The organism is Mycobacterium sp. (assembly GCF_019243155.1).
GTDB lineage: Bacteria > Actinomycetota > Actinomycetes > Mycobacteriales > Mycobacteriaceae > Mycobacterium.
The window spans coordinates 1-21,398 of the sequence record NZ_JAFAUS010000227.1 but is presented as its reverse complement, the minus strand read 5'-3'; the positions used below and the strand labels follow the sequence as shown (position 1 = coordinate 21,398).

Below are 21,398 nucleotides of genomic sequence, written 5' to 3'. Positions count from 1 at the left end.
AAGCTATGAGGGCTCGTCTTCGGCGGGGGAGTCATCGTCGGCCAGGTGGCAGGACCCGTTCGTTGAGGGCGGTCAGCATGTCGGGCTCGGCCGGGGCGAGCAGATCGATGAAGTTCCGGCGGACGTCCTCCACGTGTCTGGGCGCCGCTTCCTTGATGGCGGCGCGGCCGGCCGGCAGCAGACAGACCCCAAGGGATGCGATATGCGATCAGCGACTAGTCGGCCGTGCGCAATTCCCAGGGCTGCCAACCGAGAGCTTTGGCCATCTTCTGCTGGAGCGCGACGCCGCCCGGCAGTGTGCGGTAGAAGATTCTCACCTCGGCGATCTCGCCGTCCACGTTGAGCTGAACCAAGAAGATTCCGTTGACCGCGGCGTCTCCGATCTGCAGACGGAACATCGCGGCGTGGTGGGCGTCACCGCTGAGGACCTCCGTATACGTGTCGTCGGTCGACAGTTTGTTAACGCTTCGAATGGTCTCCACGACCGCGTCGCGGCCGCTGACCGGGTCATCGCCGAACGGCCCGTAGATCACCACGTCTTCGGCAAGTAAACGGGAGAGGGTGTCTGTGTCGACGCCATCGCGGCCGGCGCCGTTGATGCAATCAACGAAGGATTCCAGCGTTTCGCGGTGCGAGGCGAAGGAGTTCATGGGGTTGCTCCTGTGTCTTAGTTTGCGGAGAAGTAGTGGCCGTTGTCCAAATCGGCGAGCAGATTGGGCTGATTGGGTTCCCAGCCCAGGGTTTCGCGGGTGATGAGGTTGGTCACGGGGACGTCCATCGTGACCAGGTTCGTGACGGGCCCGAAGTATCCCGGCAGCATCAATACATCCTCGGGGACGCTGACTACGGGCAGGTCCAGGCGGCTGCCGACGGCTTCGGCGATCTCGCGGAACGGGATGCCCCCTTCTTGGACCGCGTGCCAATAGCGACCGGCCGGACCCTTTTCCAGCGCCAGGCGGAACACGGCGGCGGCATCGCGGATGTGCACGGCGTTCCACCGGTTCGCGCCGTTTCCGGGATAACCGGCAAAGCCCTTCTCCTGGGCGATCGCGATCAGCTGCGGGAGGAAGCCGGCAGTATCGGTTGTGCTGTGTGCGATGAGCGGCAGCCGCACGATCGAAGACCGCACTCCCTGCTCGGCGAGGCCGACGACGGCGCGTTCCACCACGTTACGAACACGCAGGGTGCCCCTATGCTCCTCGCTGCTGGGAAGGGCCGGGTCGTCCTCGGTGGCCGGCCAGCCCAGGTTTCCGGGCGAGCCGATGCTGCCGGCCGCGACCAGCGGCTTTCCGGTTCCCGCGAGCGCCTCGCCGTATGCGAGCATGATCGGCAGCTCCGCGGCGGCCACGGCGTCGATCCCGCCGGTGGGGAGCAGGTCTTGGCGGTGGGCGACGTGGATGACGCCATCGGAGTCCGCGGCCGCCGCCTTGAGCCCGTCGAGATCCTCGAGGTCGCCGCGATGCACCTTGGCGCCGAGCGCGGACAGGGCCGCTGCGGCGGTGTCCGACCGGGCCATGCCGGTGACCTCGTGTCCGGCGGCGATGAGTTCGGGGATGATGTGCGAGCCGGCGTGGCCGGTCCCACCAGCGATGAAAACGCGCATGTGAATGTCCTTTTCGGATTGGATTCGGATTGGAGGCGGCGGTGGCATCAGTCCAGAACCGTGATGCCCAAGGCGAAGTTGGTGTGGTTGAGGGAGTTCATCAGGTTCATTTCCAGCAGGCCCGCGTTCTCCAATGCCTGCGCCATGGCAGCGGCCCGGAGTCGCACGGGCGCAGTCCCAGGCTCTCGATGAACACCGATACTTGGGCCTTGGCCTGCGTGTCGTCGCCGGCGATGAACACGTCTAACGAACGGCCCTCGGCCGCAGACAGCACGTTGGCAAACAGGGTGTTGAACGCCTTGACGACATGCGTGCCGACGGGGGCGGCCTTGGCGATCTCCTGAGCCCCGGAACTGCCCTCGGGGGTGACCAAGCCTGAGAGATCGGAGTTCGCGGGGTTAGTGATGTCGATAACGATCTTGCCGTTCAGCGCGTCCCCGTACTCGCTGGCCACCTCCGCCGCGCTGGCGTACGGCACGGCGAGAATGACGATGTCGCCGGCTGGCGCGGTGCCGGCCGTCCCGACGGTGGCGCCGTCGAGCGTGGCAGCCAATTCTCTGGCTTTGGCCGGGTCACGACCAATGACCTCGACAGCGTTGCCGCTCGCGAGGGCGCGCTGGGCCAGAGCGTTGGCCATGGTACCCAGGCCAATGATGCTGATGCTGCTCATGAAATACCTCCTCGGTTGACGATTAAAAAGGTTGACTCCTCAACCATAAACTGAATTGGTGATACGTCAACCAACGGGGATAGGATGGCAGCCGGTGACACCGAACTGGCTTAACCCTCGTGAGGACCGCGCCTGGCGGGCCTTCGTGTATGCGAATAATCAGCTCGTCGCGCATCTCAACCGAGGCCTGCAGAAATCGGGCCTGTCCGGGGCCGACTACGCCGTCCTTGAAGTGCTCTCGGCTCACGAGGGAGACCGCATGCCCGCCCGCGACCTGTGCAGCGCACTGAGCTGGGAGAAAAGCCGCGTCTCCCACCAATTGCGTCGCATGGAAAAGGACGGGCTGCTCAGCCGCGGGCCCAACCCCAACGACGCCCGCAGCACGATGGTCTGCCTCCTACCCGCCGGCCGCGCGGCCATCGAGAACGCCGCACCCAGGCACGTCGAAGACGTCCGCCGCAACTTCATCGACCTGATGACCCCAACTGAGCTAGACACACTCGCCGCTCTCAACGAACGAATCCAGCGCCACCTGGCCACTCACCACGATTCCCCGGACGACGACGAGCCTTCATAAACCTTCACTGGCTGGAGGGCGCGGACCTGCTGTCGGTAGGGGTGGGCCTTGGCGTGGCGGACTTCGACTTGTCCCTTGTCGTCAACTTCGGCTGAGCTCGCCGCCGGATCTGGCATGCGGCCCCGCCCCGGTCGACGGGTTCCCGCCTGCGCCGGGCGGTACCGCTGGCGTGGGGATGGCGTTGTCGATGAGCACGACTGCGATGGCGGCGGCGGTGGCAAAGGTTTCGGTATTGAGGACGCGGTTGCGGGCCGAAGCGCCATCCAAGAGCAGCGCCAGTTGTTCGCCGAGCTGTTCGGGGTCGGTGGCGCCGGCCTCGCGCGCGGTTTCAGTGAGCCGCGCGGCAAATGCCTTCTTATAGTCGGCGGCGTGTACGCGTGCCGGGTGGTCCGGGTCGTGGATTTCGACGGCGGCCGCGATGAACGGGCACAGCGGCCCGTGGATGTCGAAGGCGGCGAGGAGCCGTTGGCGGGGTGTGAGATCGGCCCGGTCGAACACCTCGGGCAGGAGGTCGGGGTCGAATCGGCGTAGGTGCTCGGCGATCAGCTCGTCCTTGCCTTTGAAGTGCTGGTAGAAGGTGCGCTTGGACACCTGGGCCACCGCGCAGAGCTGGTCCAGGCCAGTGCTGTTGATGCCCTGATCGCGGAACAGCTGTCGTGAAGCGGCGACGATGCGCTCTCGTGCGCCCCTGCCGCGGCGCAGGCCTCGCGGCCCCTTCTCCAACTCCGCCATACACCCAGCGTAGCCCAATTGGGTACGGATCGGTGTGCATAGCTTGCATCCCGCGCGACCGTTCGATACGTTAAGCACACGGGCCGGTGTACATAACATCGACATCATCAAACGAATGGAGTGATCGTGGGAAAACTCGAGGGCAAGGTCGCAGTGATCACCGGCGCAACGAGTGGCATGGCCCTGGCCGGTGCCAAGCTGCTCGCTGACGAAGGAGCTCACGTCTTCATCACGGGCCGACGGAAGGACGCGCTGGACCAGGCCGTCGAACAGATCGGCCGGAACGTAACCGGCGTGCAGGGCGATTCGGCCGACCTCGCCGACCTGGACCGTTTGTTCGAGACGGTCAAGCAGGAAAAGGGCGCGATCGACGTGTTGTGGGCAAGCGCCGGCGTGGGCAAGCAGAGCCAGCTCGGCGACATCACCGAGGAGGACTTCCACGACGCCTTCTGGCTGAACGCGCGCGGCACGCTGTTCACGGTCCAGAAGGCGCTCCCGCTGTTCAACGATGGCGGCTCGATCTTCATGACCGGCTCAAGCGCGTCGCTCAAGGGCTACCCCGGGTGGAGCGTGTACGCAGCGAGCAAGGCCGTGTTGCCCGCCTACGCACGGGTGTGGGTGTCCGAGCTGAAGGACAGGAAGATCCGAGTGAACGTCCTGACCCCTGGCCAGGTCGCGACGGCGAAGCAGGAGGAGTTGTTCGACGAGGAGACGAAGGCACAGTTCGAATCTTTGATCCCGCGGGGAAAGATGGGCCGCCCTGAGGAGATCGCGTCGGCCGCGTTGTTCCTCGCCTCCGACGACTCGAGCTATGTCAATGGCATGGAGTTGGTGGTCGACGGCGGCACCACGGCGATCTGAGTGAACGACGACGGCATGGACGCCGCGAGGACGTCGCGCACCGATCCGATCTCACACACCACGAGCAACACATGACTCAAGGAGAAACCATGACCGCATTCGCCCCGCACCGCGACACCGTGGACGCCTTCATCGACATCATGCACAGCGGCGCAGACAAAAACGCCCTCTCCGCAATCCTCGCCGAGGACGTGGTGCTGTACAGCCCACTCGGCGATGAGCCAGTCACCGGCCGCGATGCGGTCCTGGAAGCCATGCGAGGGATCGGCGGGGCGGCCGACCTCACCTACAAAGAAGTCCTCAGCGGCGAGACCCATCATGCCGCGCACTTCCGGCTACAGATCGAAGACACCGTGGTCAACGGGATGGACTACATCCTGCTCGACGCAGACGGAAAGATCGCCGAGGTGACCATCTGGTGGCGGCCGCTGCCGGCCGGGGTCCAGATGCAGAGGCACCTTGCAGGCCACCTCGGCATGAAGCAATGGGAACTCCTCACCCACACGTAGTAGCGACCAGACCCGATCGCCCACGGACATGTGAGCACCGAGCCACACAGCGCCGCTGCCGCAGACACCTCCGGGACGGCCATTTAGGGCCGAACCCGGCCTACCAACGCCCACCCAGACCAATCGGCCCCTGCGCATCAACCAGACAACAAGCGGAAGAGAGCACATCATGAGCAGCATCAGCATCGTCGGCACCGGCAACATGGCTCGCGTGATCGGCGCGTTGGCAGTCGCGGGCGGCAACACCGTCGAGGTCATCGGCCGCGATCGGTCTAAGGCCGCTGACCTGGCCAAGGCTCTCGGCGGCGGCGCCACGACGGGGGAGTTCGGCGCCGTCCCGGCCGGGGACATCGTCATCGTGGCCCTGTTGTACGCCAATGTCGTTCCGGTCGTCACCCAGTACGGAAACGCGTTGAGGGACAAGGTCATCGTCGACATCAGCAACCCGTTCAACGGCGATGCCGACGGGCTCGCCATCCCCGATGGCACCTCGATCGCGCAGGAGGTTGCCAAGGCCGCCCCCGCCAGCGCCAGCGTGGTGAAGGCGTTCAACACCGTCTTCGGCGTGGTCCTGGCCCAGGGGCGGCCGCTCGACGTCTTCATCGCCGGCGATGACGCGCGCGCCAAGGCCCGCATGGGTGAGTTCATCGAGAGCCTCGGGTTGCGCCCGCTAGACGTCGGCGACCTGAACATGGCGCACTGGCTGGAAGGAACGGGCCTGGTCATGATGGGCCTCGCCCGCCACGGGGTGGGAAACTTCGACTTCGCCCTTGGCGCCGCCGTTCCTGCCTGAGCCGCGCCGGTCAACAGGGCCGCCGTGCGCTGACAATGGTTGATGTCGGACCCGCGATCAGCAGCGCCGCTGGTCTGAGCGCGTTCTGCGCGAAATCGAGGACCTCGGCTTGAGCCGCCGCATCTGGCCCGGCTGCTGACCACGCTCGACGTGCTCAGCGACGGCCGGCTCGACGTTGGCGTGGGAATCGGGTGGATGAAAGACGAGTACGACATCGCCCGCAGCGCGGACTGGAACCGGCGCGGGCGGATGCTCGACGACCGCTGGCGTTCCTGCATGAGTGGTGGACGACCACCCCGGTGTCCTGGGACAGCGAGTTCTTCTCCCTGCCGATCGCGCGCCGTGCGGCACAGGACGCCGGCCGCGATCCTGACGCGCTGAAGACGGCCATGCGGCTCAACCTCGAACCGGGCACGTCCGTTGATCCGGTCGCCGACAGGCTCAAGCGCTTAGCGGAGGCCGGCACCGATGAGGCGATCGTGGATGCCTTCGCAATGTTCGACAGCCTTGACCAGTTACTTGACTTCGCCGGCCAGGTAATCACCGGCGCTTCTCGGCTACAAGGGCCTAGACGGTTTACAACAGGCCCAGTTCTCGCGCGCGGCTAACTGCCGCACCGCGGTGCTCAACGCGGAGCTTGCGGTACACGGCACGCTGGTGGGTCTTCACGGTATTTAGCGAGACATATAGCCGCGCACCGATTTCAGTTCGCGACAACCGGGTGGGCAGCAGGCGCAGAACCTCAAGCTCCTTGGGGGTCAGCTCCTCGCCGACTGCGCACCCGTCGTCGCGCGACGTCACCGCGACGCCCGCGCTCCGCACGGCTGCGACGGCCTGATCAGCACTGCGCGAAATGTCGCTGCCAGCGACCAGGTGGCGCACCGCTTCATCGGTGAGGCCCTCGGTCTCCAACCAAACCGCGGCTCGTCGATGCAGATCGGCGACGAGATCGGGCTCGCTGCGACGCAGTTCGGTCCGCAGTAACTCCGCGAACAGCTGGTGATAGCGATACCAGTGACGCGACATGTCCAGTGGTATGACAAATAGGTTTTCGCGCTCGATATGCTCCAAAACCGAGGCAGAGCCAGACGTTTGCAGCAACGCGTCGCACAACGCACCGCTGAGTCGCTCCAAGACCGAGGTACGTAGCAAAAAGCTGCGCAGCTGCGGTGGCTGACCGTCGAGGACCTCGGCCATCAAGTAGTCGACGATGTGACGGTTGTCGCCGGCGAAGCTCTCGATAAATGCTGCCGTATCGCTGCGACCGGCCAACGACAGCCCGGCGAGATGCAGTCCCGCGGCCCATCCCTCGGTGCGGCGAACCAGCAGTTGGACTTGTGTGTCGGTCAACGTCAAACCCATTACGCCGTCAAGCAGATCCACGGCCTCGCGGGCCTGAAAGCGCAATCCCTCGGCCCGCAGCTCCAGCAGCTCGCCGCGGGCCCGCAACCGCGCCAACGTCAGCATCGGATCCGAGCGGGTGGCGATGACCAGCTGGAAAGTTTGCGGCATCCGTTCCACGACGAAATCCACCTGCTCGTGCACGGTCCGGTTTTCAACAAGGTGATAGTCGTCGAGGATCAACGCGATCTGGTGGTCGACGGCGGCGAGCTCGTCGAGCAGGGTGGGCAAGACCACCCGTCTGAGGTCGGCCCCCATCTTGATGAGCTCGAACGCACGCGGGGCCACCCCCGGGCTGGCCTTGTCCAGCGCCGCGATCGCACAGGCCCAAAATCGTGCTGGATCGTTGTCGGACGCATCGAGGGACAGCCAGCCCCGTCGACGGCGGTCATCGGCACCGCTCACCCATTGCGCCAACAGCGTGGTCTTGCCCCAGCCCGCCGGCGCACTGAGCAACGTGAGCTTGCGAAAGGGCTCCGCCGAAAGGATCTCGATCAGGCCTGCACGTTCGATGAGCCGGGTGCGGATGGCCGGTGGCGCCGACTTGCCGGCAAGCAGCACCGCGGGTTCGCCGGCTTCAGCAGGTGCTCTGCCCTCGAACTCGAAGGGGATCGGCGTGACGCACAGCAAATCGGCGATAGTGGAGCCCCCTGCGGCGATCATGCTTTGACGCTAATCCCGGTAGCTCGCTGATCGTGGGCCACTTGGGCGCGGCGAGATGGGGCCAGTTGAGCCGCAGGTTTCAGGGCAGCAGCCGGACCAGGGCATCCAACGCCGTCGACCATGCGCTCGGCGCGGGCGCCGCAAACCCAATCACCAAGCCGTCCCGCTCGCTGCCGGCGTCGGGATGGCGAAACACGTCGAGACCCTCTACGCCGAGCCGGCGCCATGCGCGTTGACGAGACAACGCGCTCGCGTCGGTTCCGGCAAGCTCAAGCAGCACGTGCAGACCCGCGGGCATTCCCGCGACGGTGGTGTTCGGCGATGACCGGGCCACCGCGGCGACAAACTGCTCGCGACGGCGCCGGTACTGGGCGCGCATGGTGCGAATGTGTCTGTCGTAGGAACCCGAGACGATGAATTCGGCCATCGCCAACTGGTCGACGAAGCTGGAGGTCTCGTCGCGTTCACCCCGCTGCCGGCTCACCGCATGGACGAGTCGGTCTGGCAGCACCAACCACCCGAGCCGAAGCCCCGGCGCCAGCGACTTGCTCGCCGTCCCCATGTAGATGACATGGTCGGGATCGATGCCGTGCAGTGCACCGACGGGGCTACGGTCGTAGCGGAATTCGCCGTCGTAGTCGTCTTCGATGATCAGTCCGCCGGTGCGTCGCGCCCAATCGACGACCGCAGCGCGGCGGTCGGAATGCAAAGGCACGCCAAGCGGGAACTGGTGCGACGGCGTGAGCAGTACGGCGCCCGCGTCGGCCATGCCGTCGAGAGCCACGACATCGGCGCCATGAGAGTCCACTGTCATTGGGGGACAACGCAATCGCGCTCGAGCGAGTGTCTCCCGCTGGGTATGCAGGCCGAATGCCTCGACGGCGACGGCGGCGACCCCGGCTGCTGACAACGCGAGGGCCACCAGCTTCAATCCTTCGGAGGCCCCGCTGCAGATGACGATGTTGCCCGGTCGCGCCCGAACTCCCCGAGCACGGGCAAGGTACTCGGCAAGGGCGTTGCGAAGCTCGGGCCGTCCATGTGGGTCGGTGTAGCTGTATCCGAACGCTTCGAACGGTGCGGCGTTCAACGCGCGCTTGACCGCACGACTCCAATCGGTCCGTGGAAACGACGACAGGTCCGGATGACCCGGTCGCAAGTCGTGGTCCAACGAGCGCTGTGTCCGCCGCTTAGGGGGCGAAGCGACGGACCGGACGACTTGGGCCGTAGGTTGGGCAACCAAGGTGCCCGAGCCATGTTGTGATGTCAGCCAGCCCTCGGCGATGAGTTCGGTGTACGCACGGGCGACGGTGTTTCGCGCGACACCGAGGTCCGCGGCCAGCGCGCGACTCGAGGGCAACTGGATGCCCGGCACCAATCGCCCCGAACGGATCGCGTCGCGAATGGCTTCCATCACGCCCTCGCGGACGCGGCCGCCGGGGCGATCCAGGTAGAGATCCAACCCGGCGACCGAGCTTTGGGATCCGGCTGTTGCGCGCATGTCAGTGATCGTGGTCGTTACCAGTGGGGCGATCGGACGGCTCCTGGGGCTCTGAAAAAGCGGTACTAAGACTACGCCGCCTCTGCAGTCACCCGGGTGAAATGGCTCGCCGGGTGATGACGACTCACCCCACGTCGGCGAACGCTGGACCTGCAGTTGGCGAGCGGAGGACAAATGCAACCGACGATGTACCGGATCTGCATTCGAGGCCGCGTCACCGAGCGGCTCGGGTCCGCGCTCGAAGGGATGCGGCTCGAGGCCGGTGTGGCCGAAACCGAGTTCATCGGTGAAATTCAGGATCAGTCACAGCTTTACGGACTCCTCGACCGGGTTCGTGATCTGGGCCTCGAGCTCGTCAGCGTACAACCGCAACCCGCGGCTGACTCCACACGAAAAACACCCATCAGGGAGGACCCGTAATGCAAGCCATCACTGTTTCGGATCGTGACGCCGGTGTCGCTGGCCTGTCGCTGACGGACGTGCCCCACCCCCAGCCGGCTGACAACGACGTCGTCGTGCGGGTGCACGCCGCGGGTTTCACACGCACGGAGCTCGAGTGGCCGCACACCTGGACCGACCACGCGGGCCGTGACCGGACACCGAGTGTGCCCGGCCACGAGCTGTCGGGGGTTGTAGTCGAGTTAGGCTATGGCGCAACCGGTTTGAGCATCGGGCAGCGAGTGTTCGGGCTCACCGACTGGGCGCGCGACGGCTCGCTCGCGGAGTACACCGCTGTCGAAGCCCGCAATCTTGCGCCGCTGCCGATCGACATCGACCACACTGTGGCCGCGGCGCTGCCCATCTCCGGATTGGCGGCCTGGCAGGGTCTGTTCGACCATGGCCGCCTTGCTACCGGACAAACGGTTCTGATCCACGGTGCCGCGGGTGCGGTGGGGTCGCTCGCGGTGCAGCTCGCCCGCGAGGTCGGTGCTCGCGTCATCGGCACCGGACGGACCGCGGATCGAGACGCGGCGGCTGAGCTCGGCGTCCACACCTTCCTCGACCTGGAGACCGAAAAGCTCGAGGATGCAGGCGAAGTCGACGTGGTGTTTGACGTGATCGGCGGAGACATTCTGGTCCGCTCGGCGGATCTGGTGCGGGCAGGCGGAACCCTCGTCTCCATCGCGGAACCGCCGAAGACCCTGCCGCGTGATGGGCGGGCAGTCTTCTTCGTGGTCGAAGCCGATCGCGCTCAGCTCGCCGGCCTCGCCGCACGAGTACGCGATGGACGCCTCAAGCCGGTGGTGAATGCCGTGCTTCCACTCGCCGAAGCGGCCGCCGCATTCGCTCCCGACAAGCGGCTCCCCGGCAAGACGATCCTGCGCGTAGCTGAAGGCTGAGGCGGTTAAGAAATGGCCGTGAAACTACTGCTCTCCGCACTGACAGTGGCGGCGTTGCTCGCGCCTGCGGCGCACGCCGAGCCGGCGCCGACGAAATCGGATCAAAACCCGGTTATCCGACCAGTTTTCAATCAGCCCACCAATGTTCCGGGCAAGTCACTTGAAGCGGTAACCGTCAGCTATCCGCCCGGAGCCAAAAGCGAGGCTCACCACCACGCGAAGTCGGCGTTCATCATGGCCTACGTGATCTCCGGAGCGATCCGCAGCCAAGTCGAAGGTGAACCCGCACGCGTCTATCAGCCGGGCGAGACGTGGAGTGAGGCCCCCGGCGCACACCACACGATCAGTGAGAATGTCAGCGCCACCGAACCCGCCGAATTGCTCGCGGTCTTCCTCGTCGATACCGGCGACGGCCCGCTCACCACCGACGACAACCCGAAAGCATGAGCCAGCAAGGAGTCTCGAGATGACCACCGTTACCCCGATCTGCACCGGAGTGGCCGACCACATCGGGCACTACGCCGACGCCCTCGCCGTATCCGGTGGCGGCACACAGATTTTCGTCTCCGGAACGCCAGGGGTGCGCGACGACGGCACCGTGCCCGAAGATTTTACCGACGAAGCCCGGCAGTGCTGGGCCAATGTCGAGGCCGCGCTGGGCAAGGCCGGCGCCAAGCTCACCGACATTGTCTACATGCGCCAATGGGTCACCAGCCGTGACAATGCCTCCGCCTACCTGGCGCTGAGCAAAGAGATCATCCAGCACCGACCCGCCGCCATGTTCAGCATCATCGACGGGCTGGTGTGGCCCAACATCCGTGTGGAGGTCGAAGTCATCGCCATGCTGCCGTCATGAGCGACTACCCGATCGTCGAGTTGTCCACCGACGCACTGCTCACCACGACGCGCTCGGTGCGCAAGCGTCTCGATCTGACCAAACCCGTTCCCATCGACCTGATCCGGGAATGCCTGGATATCGCGGTCCAGGCACCGACGTCGTCCAATGTGCAGAATTGGAGCTTCATCGTCGTCACCGACGCCGAACAGCGTCGCGCGATCGGCGATGTCTACCGCCGCACATGGGACTGGATTGCCGCGTCCCCTTTCGCGGTCGCCGATCGGTTCAAAGACGACTCCGCGCGAAATCGCGAACAACGCAAGGTGTCCGACAGTGCGGCGTACCTCGCCGAGCACTTCGGCGAGGTCCCCGTCTTGGTGATCCCGTGCGTTGAGGTCATCGACGGTGACGGCACGCTGACGGCCGAAGACGCCAACCAGTATTGGAGTTCGATCATGCCCGCCGCGTGGAGCTACATGCTCGCCGCGCGTTCCCGGGGCTTGGGAACCACGTGGACCGGGGTGACCATAATGGCCGACGACGAGATGCGGGCCATCCTCGGCCTGCCCGACAACGTCTATCACGCCACGACCATCCCCACCGCCTACTACACCGGCACGACCTTCCGCCGCGCTCGACGGATTCCGCTCGACGAGGTGCTGCATTTCGATCGATGGTGAGCCGCAATGACATTGCGCGACGCCGCACCGACCAGCCGCGCGATGGTGGTCGCGGTGACGGTGTCGATGGTCGCGTTCCTCGACTCCACCGTGGTCAACCTGGCTTTGCCGGCCACTGAGCACGACCTTGGCGGCGGCTTGACGCTGCAGCAATGGGTCATCGACGGCTACCTGTTGGCGACGGCGACCGCGATTCTGCCCGGCGGCTCCATCTCGGATCTATTCGGACGCGTTCCCGTTATGCGGTTCGGGCTGTTGGCTTTCGGTTCGGGCTCGGTTTTGGCGGCCGTTGCCACCTCACCCGCGATGCTGATCACCGCACGCATCATCCAGGGTCTGGGTGCGGCGTTCCTCGTGCCGGGATCGCTGGCGCTGATCAACACGGTGTTCGATAAAGCACACCAGTCCGCGGCGATCGGCGTCTGGACCGGGTGGACCGGGACCGCCTTCGCGTTGGGGCCCCTGCTGGGCGGCTTGTGTGTCGATTTCCTTGGCTGGCGTTGGATTTTCGTATTGTCAGCGATCCCCATGGTGGTTGGGTATGCACTGACGTTCTGGCTATGCCCGTTGTCGGGGCGGATCGAAGGCGCGCGCGTCGATACCGTCGGGGCGGGTCTGTCGGCGGTAGGACTGGCCGCGACCGTGTATGCGTTGATCGAATCGCAACGCGATGGCTGGACTGACTCGATGGTCATCACGCCATTGGTGATCGGGATGGCCGCACTGGCCGGCTTCGTGAGCCGGCAGCGTCGCAGCGAGTTGCCGATGCTTCCGTTGCCGTTGTTCACCTTTCGCAACTTCGCTGCAGCCAACCTCATCACCGCGTTCGTCTATGGCGCGTTGACATTGGGGTCGCTGGCCATCGCCCTCTACACCCAGGAAATCGGCGGATACTCAGCCACGGCGGCCGGACTGGCCACTCTGCCAATCCCGCTGGTGTCGTTCGTTTTCGCCCGCCATGTCGGCCGCATCGCCGCGCGGGTGGGACCACGCGCGTTCCTGATCGCGGGCCCCGCCTTGGCGGCGGTCGGGCTGCTGCTGATTCGCCCGAAACACAATGGATGTCACGCGATCACCGACCTGGTCCCCGGGATGACGGTGCTCGCCATCGGGCTGGTCGCGACTATCACACCGCTGATGTCGGTGACGCTGGCCTCGGTGCCGACCGAACACAGTGGCGTGGCGTCCGCGATCAACAACGCTGTTTCGCGGCTCTCCGCGTTGATATCGATCGGGTCCATCGGCCTGATCAGCGGTGGCGCACCGAGCGCCGCCGGATTCGCCCAGGTGTTAGAGGTAAGCGCCGCACTATTCGCGCTGGGTGCGTTATGCGCCGCGCTGTTGATAACCAATCCGCCTGGCGGATACCGACCTGTGCCCTGCGACGTCGCAGCGTTGTGCCGCGACCGACCCGGTGTGCAACCCGCCCTGGCGGGCAGCCCTTCGGCCGCGACCGAGTCATCCCCTCCGCAGTGATCACGGCGGCGCATTACTCACCCGGGTGAATGGGTGGTTGGGGTGATGACAGCTCACCCCGGCTGCCTGCAGTCTCAGTGCGGGCGGACGGAAGGAATCGTGAACATGCATTTCGAGGGCAAAAAAGTCATTGTTGTCGGCGGCAGCGCCGGAATGGGCCGGCAGGCCGCGATCGACATCGTCGGTCACGGCGGCAGCGCGGTGATCGTCGGGCGTTCGAAAGCGCGCGTCGATGAGACCGTCGCTCACCTGACGAGCCGGCCCGGCCAAGCCTGGGGCATCGCCGCCGAGCTGACGGATCGCGCCGCGATCGCGGACGTCCAGCGCGCGCTTTCCGAGGATCACAGCGACGCCACACTGCTGGTCAACGCGGCCGGATTCTTCATCCCGAAGCCGTTTCTCGACTACGACTCTCATGACTACGACTCGTACATGGAACTCAACTATGCCCTGTTCTTCCTGACGCAGACCGTCGTTGCGGGCATGATCGCCCGCGGGGAGGGCGGCAGCATCGTCAACATCGGCAGCATGTGGGCGCACCAGGCGCTCGGTCTGACGCCATCCGCTGGGCACTCGATGCAAAAGGCCGGCCTGCATGCGCTCACGCACAACCTTGCCATCGAGCTTGCCGGGCACAAGATCCGCGTCAACGCGGTGGCACCGGCCGCCGTCAAGACACCCGCTCTCGAGCGGTGGGTCCCGAAGGACGAGATCGACTCCACGCTCGATAGTTTCGCGCCGATTCATCCGCTGGGACGAGTCGGTACCCCTGCTGACGTCGCCAACGCCATCACCTATCTGCTTTCCGACCAGGCCAGCTGGGTCACCGGCGCGATTATCAACGTCGACGGCGGCATCATGGCCGGCCGCAACTGATTCCGATGCAGGTCCTAAAAAGCCTGGGAAGGCCGAAACACCGTGTTGCGCTGGTCAATCGACTGCGCACTCAGCCAAGGAGAGATCGCACTGACAAGTGACATCTTGCGGCCAGGCGGCCCGCCGGCCAAGTTTGTCGGCCGCACCGAGGGCAAGTCGGTGTTCCTCGGGACGGTCGGTGTTCGCCACATCGTCGACAAGATCCAGGCGGGAGGGCGCTTCTCCGTCCTCGAGCATCCGATGTCACCCCGAGCGCTGGCCTCAGCGCTTCATCGCCACCACAACGAAGATGAGTACAGCTGGATCATCGAGGGACGCGTGGGCGCTTTGCTTGGCGATGAGGTGCTCTACGGCGGACCCGGCGACTTCATTTTCAAGCCCCGAGGCCAATGGCACACCTTCTGGAACGCGGGCGATGAGCCCGCCCGCATCCTTGAGATCATTTCCCCCGCAGGATTTGAGCAGTTCTTCGACGAGCTTGCCGACCTCGGCGGTGTGGACAAGATATCGCCAGAGGATCTAGACCAACTCTGTGCGTGGTACGAACTCGAGATGGATGTCGGCAGCGTCCCCGAGCTATGCAAACGCTTCGACTTGAGATTCCCCGGCGAACCTGTTTGGTAGTGAACCGCAGGGTTCGAAATCCTCTTATGCTCAGGCGATGTCGGCGGCGCGATAAACCAGTCGGACTCTGAAAGGTGCGTCATGAAGATCGTAGTCATTGGCGGTCGTGGGCTGATCGGCTCGAAAGTGGTGGCGAGACTCCGCGCGCAGGGACACGACGTGATCGCCGCGTCACGCCGTTCAGGTGTCGATTCACTCACCGGTGAAGGCCTCGCCAACGCCTTCACTCGTGCGGATGTGGTGGTCGACACCGCGGATTCACCGCTGTTCGACGACGAACCTGTGATGCACTTCTTCACGACCACGACAGCGAATCTTCTGGCTGCCGAACTGGAAGCGGGCGTCGAACACCATGTGGCGTTGTCCGTAGTGGGCGCGCAGGTCATGCCGGATAGCGGCTACAACACCGCCAAAGCAGCTCAGGAAAATCTGATCAAGAATTCAGGTCGGCCCTACTCGATCGTACGAGCAACTCCGTTCTACGAATTCGCGCTTGGCTTAGCCGATTCCGCGACCGACGGTGACATTGTCAGGTTGCCCGACGCTTTGTTCCGTCCGATCGCGGCCGATGATGTCGCCACCGCAGTGGCCCACGCGGCTGTCGCGCGCCCAACCAACGGAGTAACGGAGATCGCTGGACCCGAAGCGATGGGGATGGACGACTTCGTGCGCACGGGCCTTGCCGCGAACGGTGATAAGCGTCTGGTGGTGACTGACGCTCAGGCGCCATACTTCGGTGCGGTGATCGACGACCACACCCTCGCACCCGACGAGAATGCCACCATCTTCACTACTCGATACTCCGACTGGATCGACGCACACTCCGGCCGCCCTGCGTAGGGAAATCGGTTCGGGTTGAGAAGGATAACGAATGTTGCAGGATTCGACTGGCTCCGAATCGACATCAACGATCAAGGTGATACAGGAAGTACGGTCACCGATGATTCCTGACGATGCATACGTGATGACTGTTGTCATCAACCATCCACCGGGCGCCCCTGGTTACCCGCCGCATCGCCTTCCGGGCGGTCCGGGATTCGGCTACATGATTGACGGTGAGATGCTGTTCGAGCTCGAGGGCGAAGCGCCGCGCGTCCTGCGCGCTGGAGAAGCGTTCTGGGGACCCGGCGGCGACCTGATCCACTATCAGGACGCGAACAACCGCACCGACATTCCTTGTAGCTTCGTCCTCACATTGTTGTGCGTGCCTGGGCAACCGATGCTGGAACCGGTTAGTGAAGAGGAGCTTGAGCAGCGAAAGGGACTGCGCGTCAACCGATAACCAGCTCGAGCTAGCCAAGCCAAACAGCACATAGAGCTGCTGGCTCAGCCAGTGCACTACTTGTCACCCGCCTAACGCATCCCGGACGCGTCCGCGCGCCCGGTCGAGCCGGGCGGCGGCCTCGGTCGCGTCGACGCCCGTGACCAGCGCCACGATCGCCGTCTTGGCGTGACCGCCCGCGGCGGCTAGCGCGGCGATCGCGGTCTCTTCGTCGACGCCGGCCGCGTCGCGGACGATCCGCACCGCCCGGCGGCGCACCTTCGCATTGGTCGCGCGCACGTCGACCATCCGCGGTCCGTAAGCCTTGCCGAGCGCGATCATCACGCTCGTCGAGAGCGCGTTGAGCACCACCTTCTGTGCCGTGCCCGCGGTCAGTCGCGTGGAGCCGGCGAGCACCTCGGGCCCGGTCAACAGCTCGATCATCACGTCGGCTGACGCCTCGCTGCCCGGATTGTTGACGATTGCGACGGTCAGTGCGCCCGCCGCCCGCGCGTGTTCGAGGGCCCCGAGCACGTAGGGCGTGCGGCCCGACGCCGTGATCCCGACGAGCGCGTCGGCGGCGGTCAGGTCGGCAAGATCGGCGGGGTCGAACGCGTCCTCGGCACCTTCGATGGCCTCGGTCAACGCACCGGGTCCGCCGGCGATCACGCCGCGCACCAGGTCGGTGCCGAACGTCGGTCCGCACTCGGCCGCGTCGAGAACCCCGAGCCGACCGGGTGTCCCGGCACCGGCGTAGATCAGGCGGCCGCCGCGTTCGAGCCGCGCAGCGATGGCCTCGGCCGCCGCGGCGATCCGGGGGATCGCCGCATCCACCGCCCCGTGTGCTTCGGCCTCGGCGGCAACGAGCAGCGCAACGACCTCGGCGATGGGCCGTGCATCGAGGTCGTAAAGGTCTGGCCGCACCGCCTCGGTGGCGAGCGCATCGAGTCCGCGCGGCACCAGAGTCTTCGGATCCGCCTGCACGCGAATCACATACGGCTCGTGAATTGCCCGTAGCCGCAGCGCGCCGTCGAGCGCATCGCCGGCGGCCGGGATGAGGTCGAGGTGCGCGCGCAGGGCCCGGAATCCCGCAAGGCCGCCGACCATTGCCACCGGACCATCCCCGGCCGCGCGAGCGGTCGCGGCGAGCGCGTCGGCTGCGGCGCTGGCGATCGCCAGCGCCGCGGTATCACCTTCCGCAGCAAGGACGTCGGGCGCGAAGGACGCGAGCGCGCGGGCATCGGTGAGTTGCGCGGGCCAGGTCTCCGGCGTGCCGAAGCGGGCGCGGGCGGCGTCGAGCAGTGTGGTGGACGGCCCGCGGCCGTCGTGGGCACGCAGCGCCGCGCGCAGCCCGGCGGCGCCGATCCACGCGCCGCCTCCCTCGTCGCCCAGCCAAGGACCCCAGCCGTCGGCGGTGCGCATCGCGCCGTTCGCGTCGATCGCGAGCGCCACGACGCCGGTGCCCGCGATCAGCACGACGCCCGGCTCCCCGCCCAGCGCACCCGCATGCGCGATCACGGCGTCGCTGGTCACCGCGACGCGCTGCGGCCGCAGCGACGCTAGCAGCGCGTCGGCCAGCGCCCGCGCCGCGTCCGGCGCCGCCAGCGCGCCGGCGGCACCCACGATCACCTCGTCGACCGGACCGAAACCCCGCGCTAGGGCCTGGATCGCCGCTTCCGCGGCCCGCAGGCCGCCCGGCGCCGCGAGCCCCGGCGCGCCCGCACCCTCGGTCCTGCGGCCGCCTACCGCGGCCCGGCAGGACGTCTTGCCGAGGTCGACGGCGAGGATCACCGGTGGCCGTGAATCATCGCAGTTTCTCAGCGAATTCGACAATGTTGCCGTCCGGGTCGGCGACGTGCAGCGTCCGTTCACGCCATGGTCGGTCCACCGGTCCGCTGAGTATTTCGACGCCGAGACCTCGCAGCCGTTCCGCTTCCACATCCACGTCTTCAATCAGAAAGCCGATTTCGCCGCAGGGCGGGTTGCCGCCTTCGCGACCAATGAGCTCCGGCAGCTTCGAGCGTTCGAAAAGCGAGAACTTCGTGTTTTCCAGTTCGAACTCGACATAGCCGTCGCCCTCGATCCGCACCTGGAGCCCGATCACGTCGCGGTAAAAGGCGACCGACCGGTGAAGCGATGCGACATATTGAATGACGTAGTCCACGCGACGCATGCATTGCACCGTATAACTGCCGATTATCCGCAGTCTCGGCCCTGCTCTTCGTATGGTGTTCATCATGGACGGAGTCGCGTCCTGCCAGCACGACGGTGGCCCCGAGCCGGTCAGCCGTCGCCAGTTGCTGAAGCTGATCGGCGGCGCAGGGGCTGCGGCGATCGTGAGCGGCTGTGGGCAATCGACAACGGCATCGGCACTCCCGCTTAATTCAGCGTCGGCTCCTATGTTGTGTCGGGATGCCTGGGGTGCTCGTCCCGCCCGAGCCGGCGGCAGGCCACACACCATCACGCGAATGACTCTCCACCACGAGGCCGTCGTGCTCGGCGAGAACCGTGACGCCCCAAGCCATTTACGTCAGGACCAGCGCTACCACCAAGACACAAAGGGGTGGGTCGACATCGCGTATCACATCGGTGTCGACCGCGACGGCAACATCTATGAACTGCGAACGCCGGAGATCGCCGGTGACACCGCGACCGACTACGACACGACAGGGCACTTTTTGGTCCTCTGCGAAGGGGACTTCGACAAAGAAGTCGTCCCGGAAGCCCAACTTCATGGAGCCGCGCTCGCTTTCGCGTGGGCCACTCAAACATTTCACATCGCCAGCGACACGTTGGCCGGCCACCGCGATCTAGCCCAGACGTCCTGCCCGGGAGCAAACCTCTACGCCCACCTCTCCTCGGGTGACCTCAAGCGCCGAGTCAACGATCTGCTGGCCGGTGGCGCGGTGAACCTTCAGAGGATCTGTGGGCCCGAGGCGGCGACAACCGTTGCCGCCATCGAGGCCGGCCGGTCAGGCGGATAGTTACGCTTTTTCGTCACAGACCGATAAATGAGGCGTGGGGAAACGCAAAGTTGCGGGGAGAGTCGGAATCATCGCCATGGCCTCGATAGGAGCAGTGTTCGTAACGGCTCCTGGGACAGTTGGTGATGTTCCCGCGCGCGCAGACGGTTCAGTGTCCGCCCTGTACAGCGGCGTCGACCGGATTCGCGAAGGGTGCGGGCCGATCGGCGACGACCCGCGTTTGACACAAGCCGCGCAGCGGCACGCCGACGACATGCTTGCGAACGGTGTGAACGGCCACATTGGTTCGGACGGCTCTTCACCGCAGCTGCGTATCACGGACACCGGTTACCGGACTCGCTACAGCGGTGAGGTCGTTTTCTGGGGCACCGGATCCGCTGCCAATCTCACTCAAGCGCTCGACCTGTGGATGCAAAGTCCTCCACACCGGGCAATCATTACGAACTGTGCCTACACGGCCGCCGGCTTCGCTACCGCTTCGGACGGCAACAAAATGACAATCGTCGGCGACTTCGCTGCTCCCTAGACCCATGCCGTTCGTGCGGCGCACTGCCTAACCCGGCGGCGTGATGATCGGAAAGTCGATGATCGGCCATTCCGACGGTGGGAGCGGAGTCGGCGGCGCGACATCCGGTTCTCCGACGTGTTGGGGGCAGAAGGCGGTCGCCGCGCTATTCGCGAACTTGGTGGCGGCGTCCGCCGGGAAGCCGGGATTGTCCGACGACAGACTCGTGATGATCTCGGATTTGGGGTGACCCTGATCCATTAGTTGGCACGCCTTGTGGCCGATCGAAATGGCGGTATTTGCGTCCTTGAATGGGACGCCGCCCTGGTTGAGAGACGCGATGAAGGTCCCATCGGAGGCGGACTCGCCGCTGGCCGGATCAGCGTATGCCGGCGTGGCCGTACCGACGAGGATGGCGAGACTCGCAAGCCCTACAAGCGTTCGCATGCGTTCATCTTCGTACACGTCGCGGCAATTGTCCTATCGAATTCTTCGTGGCGAGCGCGGTGCTTATCGGCGAACGCCGTGTTGGTTGCGATCAGGCGGATTGTGATCCTTCCGCGAATGCAACCCGCCGCATACCTTGCGCGAATGACATCGAACGTGGGCAGCCTCCTGCCCGAGGCGCCCCGGGCAATACCTGCGACTTTCAAACAGGCCCTCTTCGTCGCAGTGACCGCCGGACTGGGCTACGGCTTCGACTCGTACGCGGTGAACATCTACGGCTTGGTGTTGCCGGACATCAAGAGGACGTTGCACATCACCGACGCCCAGGCCGGGTACATCGGTTCGATCTTTCTGCTGGGTTACACCATCGGCACGATCGCCTTCGGATTCGCCGCGGACAGGTGGGGGCGTAAAGCGACGCTCGGGGCGTCGATCCTGCTTTACGGCATCACCACTTCGCTGGCCGGACTCACGACGAACATCGCGGCCTTCACCGGACTTCGCTTTCTCACGGGTGTGGGCGGTGCCGGGGAACTCGCGGTCGGCGCGCCATACACCGCCGAAGTCTGGCCGACGAAGACTCGCGCGATCGGGGTCGGCGGAGTGATCTTCTCCCTCTTCTCACTGGGCTACGTCCTCGCCGCGGCTGTCGCGCTGGTCTTGGTCCCGCATTTCGGCTGGCAATCCGCGTTCATCGTGGCGATCGTCCCAGCCATCATCTTGTTCCTGGTCCGGCGCGGCATCACGGAGTCGCACCGCTACACCGACGTACAGACCAAAGTGGTGCGGGGAACCGCGAAACCCCGCCTTTGGAAGCTGCCCGGCGTGCGGCGACGACTCATCTCCGGCTGGCTCATCTATACCGCCAACGCGGTTGGCTACTGGGGCGTGACGGTCTTTTTGACGACGTACATCGTGAAGAGGTTCCACGCATCCTCAATCGACGCGATCCGCTACGCACTTGTGTTCTTCCTGCTGCAGGTCGTCTTCGTCTATCTGGGGACCGCGCTCGCCGATTGGGTAGGCCGACGCCCCTCGGCGATCCTCGCCGCAGTCATCG

General features: G+C 65.4%; 26 protein-coding genes and 3 pseudogenes. 18 read left to right on the top strand and 11 right to left on the bottom strand.

Features of this window, described 5'->3' with window-relative positions; all coding sequences use genetic code 11:
- Window positions 1-3: 3 nt before the first annotated feature.
- The 4 genes and pseudogenes from JOZ00_RS27695 to JOZ00_RS11445 all read right to left on the bottom strand — a co-directional run.
- Window positions 4-187 (bottom strand): annotated as a pseudogene (locus tag JOZ00_RS27695) (MarR family transcriptional regulator); the annotation flags it as partial.
- Window positions 188-215: 28 nt separating this feature from the next.
- On the bottom strand, window positions 216-650 hold the full coding sequence (locus tag JOZ00_RS11455; RefSeq protein WP_293343847.1) for a hypothetical protein: 435 nt from the start codon (window positions 648-650) through the stop codon (window positions 216-218).
- Window positions 651-667: 17 nt separating this feature from the next.
- Window positions 668-1,603: an SDR family oxidoreductase gene (locus JOZ00_RS11450; protein WP_293343845.1), complete on the bottom strand. Its 936-nt coding sequence runs from the start codon at window positions 1,601-1,603 to the stop codon at window positions 668-670.
- A 106-nt stretch (window positions 1,604-1,709) separates the two neighbouring features.
- A complete protein-coding gene (locus tag JOZ00_RS11445; protein WP_293343843.1) occupies window positions 1,710-2,273 on the bottom strand; it encodes an NAD(P)-binding domain-containing protein in 564 nt (187 codons plus the stop codon).
- A gap of 94 nt (window positions 2,274-2,367) precedes the next feature.
- Between JOZ00_RS11445 and JOZ00_RS11440 the strand changes: the two genes are divergently transcribed.
- Complete coding sequence (locus JOZ00_RS11440) at window positions 2,368-2,850, top strand: MarR family winged helix-turn-helix transcriptional regulator (protein ID WP_293343842.1); 483 nt, start codon at window positions 2,368-2,370, stop codon at window positions 2,848-2,850.
- A gap of 81 nt (window positions 2,851-2,931) precedes the next feature.
- Here JOZ00_RS11440 and JOZ00_RS11435 read toward each other — a convergent pair whose 3' ends face one another.
- Window positions 2,932-3,582 (bottom strand): TetR/AcrR family transcriptional regulator, encoded by a 651-nt coding sequence (locus JOZ00_RS11435; protein ID WP_293343840.1) that lies wholly within the window; start codon window positions 3,580-3,582, stop codon window positions 2,932-2,934.
- A gap of 126 nt (window positions 3,583-3,708) precedes the next feature.
- Between JOZ00_RS11435 and JOZ00_RS11430 the strand changes: the two genes are divergently transcribed.
- The 4 genes and pseudogenes from JOZ00_RS11430 to JOZ00_RS27690 all read left to right on the top strand — a co-directional run.
- Entirely contained in the window at window positions 3,709-4,443 is a 735-nt protein-coding gene (locus JOZ00_RS11430) for an SDR family oxidoreductase (protein ID WP_293343838.1), read from the top strand.
- 89 nt (window positions 4,444-4,532) lie between these two features.
- Window positions 4,533-4,952 (top strand): nuclear transport factor 2 family protein, encoded by a 420-nt coding sequence (locus JOZ00_RS11425; RefSeq protein WP_293343836.1) that lies wholly within the window; start codon window positions 4,533-4,535, stop codon window positions 4,950-4,952.
- Between the two features lie 169 nt (window positions 4,953-5,121).
- The gene (locus JOZ00_RS11420) at window positions 5,122-5,745 is read left to right on the top strand and encodes an NAD(P)-binding domain-containing protein (RefSeq protein WP_293343834.1); all 624 of its coding nucleotides are present in this window, start codon (window positions 5,122-5,124) and stop codon (window positions 5,743-5,745) included.
- Window positions 5,746-5,856: 111 nt separating this feature from the next.
- Window positions 5,857-6,353: pseudogene (locus tag JOZ00_RS27690) on the top strand (LLM class flavin-dependent oxidoreductase); the annotation flags it as partial.
- On the opposite strand, the gene JOZ00_RS11405 reads toward JOZ00_RS27690, so the two are convergent.
- Window positions 6,322-7,809, bottom strand: a complete 1,488-nt coding sequence (locus JOZ00_RS11405; RefSeq protein WP_293343831.1) for a LuxR C-terminal-related transcriptional regulator — start codon at window positions 7,807-7,809, stop codon at window positions 6,322-6,324. The pseudogene JOZ00_RS27690 and the gene JOZ00_RS11405 overlap by 32 nt on opposite strands.
- 79 nt (window positions 7,810-7,888) lie before the next feature.
- Window positions 7,889-9,307, bottom strand: coding sequence for a PLP-dependent aminotransferase family protein (locus tag JOZ00_RS11400; RefSeq protein WP_293343829.1), 1,419 nt, complete (start codon window positions 9,305-9,307; stop codon window positions 7,889-7,891).
- Window positions 9,308-9,481: 174 nt separating this feature from the next.
- On the opposite strand from JOZ00_RS11400, the gene JOZ00_RS11395 reads away from it, so the two are divergent.
- From JOZ00_RS11395 to JOZ00_RS11350, 10 genes are all read left to right on the top strand, one after another.
- Entirely contained in the window at window positions 9,482-9,727 is a 246-nt protein-coding gene (locus JOZ00_RS11395) for a hypothetical protein (RefSeq protein ID WP_293343827.1), read from the top strand.
- Entirely contained in the window at window positions 9,727-10,647 is a 921-nt protein-coding gene (locus JOZ00_RS11390; RefSeq protein ID WP_293343825.1) for an NADP-dependent oxidoreductase, read from the top strand. Before JOZ00_RS11395 ends, JOZ00_RS11390 begins: the two co-directional genes overlap by 1 nt.
- Window positions 10,648-10,659: 12 nt before the next feature.
- Window positions 10,660-11,094, top strand: a complete 435-nt coding sequence (locus tag JOZ00_RS11385) for a cupin domain-containing protein (protein WP_293343823.1) — start codon at window positions 10,660-10,662, stop codon at window positions 11,092-11,094.
- A gap of 19 nt (window positions 11,095-11,113) precedes the next feature.
- Window positions 11,114-11,503, top strand: coding sequence for a Rid family hydrolase (locus tag JOZ00_RS11380; RefSeq protein ID WP_293343821.1), 390 nt, complete (start codon window positions 11,114-11,116; stop codon window positions 11,501-11,503).
- On the top strand, window positions 11,500-12,165 hold the full coding sequence (locus JOZ00_RS11375; protein WP_293343820.1) for a nitroreductase family protein: 666 nt from the start codon (window positions 11,500-11,502) through the stop codon (window positions 12,163-12,165). Before JOZ00_RS11380 ends, JOZ00_RS11375 begins: the two co-directional genes overlap by 4 nt.
- A gap of 6 nt (window positions 12,166-12,171) precedes the next feature.
- On the top strand, window positions 12,172-13,641 hold the full coding sequence (locus JOZ00_RS11370) for an MFS transporter (protein ID WP_293343818.1): 1,470 nt from the start codon (window positions 12,172-12,174) through the stop codon (window positions 13,639-13,641).
- 105 nt (window positions 13,642-13,746) lie between these two features.
- On the top strand, window positions 13,747-14,517 hold the full coding sequence (locus JOZ00_RS11365; protein WP_293343849.1) for an SDR family oxidoreductase: 771 nt from the start codon (window positions 13,747-13,749) through the stop codon (window positions 14,515-14,517).
- Window positions 14,518-14,562: 45 nt separating this feature from the next.
- Window positions 14,563-15,141, top strand: coding sequence for a cupin domain-containing protein (locus JOZ00_RS11360; protein WP_293343816.1), 579 nt, complete (start codon window positions 14,563-14,565; stop codon window positions 15,139-15,141).
- 81 nt (window positions 15,142-15,222) lie between these two features.
- Window positions 15,223-15,981 (top strand): SDR family oxidoreductase, encoded by a 759-nt coding sequence (locus JOZ00_RS11355; protein WP_293343815.1) that lies wholly within the window; start codon window positions 15,223-15,225, stop codon window positions 15,979-15,981.
- Window positions 15,982-16,012: 31 nt separating this feature from the next.
- Window positions 16,013-16,423 (top strand): cupin domain-containing protein, encoded by a 411-nt coding sequence (locus JOZ00_RS11350; protein ID WP_293343814.1) that lies wholly within the window; start codon window positions 16,013-16,015, stop codon window positions 16,421-16,423.
- Between the two features lie 63 nt (window positions 16,424-16,486).
- Here the strand turns inward: JOZ00_RS11350 and murQ are convergent, their stop codons facing one another.
- The 3 genes and pseudogenes from murQ to JOZ00_RS11340 all read right to left on the bottom strand — a co-directional run bounded on the left by murQ (window position 16,487) and on the right by JOZ00_RS11340 (window position 18,575).
- On the bottom strand, window positions 16,487-17,362 hold the full coding sequence (murQ, locus tag JOZ00_RS27685; RefSeq protein ID WP_366022298.1) for an N-acetylmuramic acid 6-phosphate etherase: 876 nt from the start codon (window positions 17,360-17,362) through the stop codon (window positions 16,487-16,489).
- Between the two features lie 114 nt (window positions 17,363-17,476).
- Window positions 17,477-18,193 (bottom strand): annotated as a pseudogene (locus JOZ00_RS27680) (BadF/BadG/BcrA/BcrD ATPase family protein); the annotation flags it as partial.
- 13 nt (window positions 18,194-18,206) lie between these two features.
- Window positions 18,207-18,575 (bottom strand): VOC family protein, encoded by a 369-nt coding sequence (locus JOZ00_RS11340; RefSeq protein WP_293343810.1) that lies wholly within the window; start codon window positions 18,573-18,575, stop codon window positions 18,207-18,209.
- Window positions 18,576-18,801: 226 nt separating this feature from the next.
- Here JOZ00_RS11340 and JOZ00_RS11335 point away from each other — a divergent pair, with 226 nt between their 5' ends.
- Window positions 18,802-19,386, top strand: coding sequence for an N-acetylmuramoyl-L-alanine amidase (locus JOZ00_RS11335; RefSeq protein ID WP_366022296.1), 585 nt, complete (start codon window positions 18,802-18,804; stop codon window positions 19,384-19,386).
- A gap of 76 nt (window positions 19,387-19,462) precedes the next feature.
- The gene (locus tag JOZ00_RS11330; protein ID WP_366022293.1) at window positions 19,463-19,912 is read left to right on the top strand and encodes a CAP domain-containing protein; all 450 of its coding nucleotides are present in this window, start codon (window positions 19,463-19,465) and stop codon (window positions 19,910-19,912) included.
- A gap of 27 nt (window positions 19,913-19,939) precedes the next feature.
- Here the strand turns inward: JOZ00_RS11330 and JOZ00_RS11325 are convergent, their stop codons facing one another.
- Complete coding sequence (locus tag JOZ00_RS11325; protein ID WP_293343805.1) at window positions 19,940-20,338, bottom strand: DUF732 domain-containing protein; 399 nt, start codon at window positions 20,336-20,338, stop codon at window positions 19,940-19,942.
- 144 nt (window positions 20,339-20,482) lie between these two features.
- Here JOZ00_RS11325 and JOZ00_RS11320 point away from each other — a divergent pair.
- On the top strand, window positions 20,483-21,398 hold a 916-nt coding region (locus tag JOZ00_RS11320; RefSeq protein ID WP_293343803.1), incomplete at its 3' end, for an MFS transporter.